Raw genomic sequence first — 853 nt, forward strand, 5'->3', positions numbered from 1 at the left:
CCGTCGAGGCGGCGCGATCGTCGCGGACGCGAGTAGCCACGGCCGCACCGCCAAGCATAGCCAGATGCGCACCGTGGGAGAGCGGCAGGAGCAGAGCGCCGAGCCAAGCCGGCAAGACCGGGTGCATCGCACCGAGCCGGGTCAGCCCGAACTGACCCACGCCGCAGGACCGGGCGAGCTTGGTCAGCGTCAGGCGCACGAACTCGACGGGATGGGCGGCGATCCAGGCACGCGCCATCGCGCCGGCTTGGCGGCTATACTCGATTTCAGGAAGGCCGCGCAGCGATGCGGGCGGAGCCATCCAGTTGCCCGTCGCGCCGGGATTGTTGCCGATCCACAGGCCCACGCCGCTCGACGTGGTGAGGGGGACGAAAGCCCCGAGCACCAGCCAGTTCCGCACCCACCAGGGTAGCAGCACGGCCCCGGCGACCAGCGCGGCCGGGATGCCGATGGCGAGGATGCGACGCAATCCGAGCCTTCCGATCAGGACCAGTCCGAACAAGGCGGCGAGCAGCGCTTCGCCGGGCTGGGTTAGCGCGAGCAGGCCCGCCAGGCCGGCGTGGTTCGGTCGTGCGCCGTGCTTGTCGCGCTCGGCATCGACTGGGAGGGACGGCGCCAGATCCTCGCGGTCGAGCTCGCCAATCGCGAGAGCCGCTCGTCGTGGAAGGACTTCCTGGTCGCGCTCAAGGATCGCGGCCTGCACGGCGTCGAATATATCGTCGCCGACGATCATGCCGGCCTGCGGGCGGCGGTCCGCGAGGTGCTGCCCGACGCCTGGTTCCAGCGCTGCTATGTGCACTTCCTCAGGAACGCGCTCGATCACCTGCCGCGCAAGGCCGACGACGACTGCCTT

At 70.2% G+C, this 853-nt stretch carries 2 pseudogenes; one reads left to right on the top strand and one right to left on the bottom strand.

The features are described from left to right. A pseudogene (locus tag L3X40_RS22005) lies at positions 1 to 418 on the bottom strand (glycosyltransferase); the annotation flags it as partial. A gap of 120 nt (positions 419 to 538) precedes the next feature. Here L3X40_RS22005 and L3X40_RS22010 point away from each other — a divergent pair. Then, positions 539 to 853: pseudogene (locus L3X40_RS22010) on the top strand (transposase); the annotation flags it as partial.

The sequence above is a fragment of the Rhizorhapis sp. SPR117 genome, assembly GCF_021742065.1.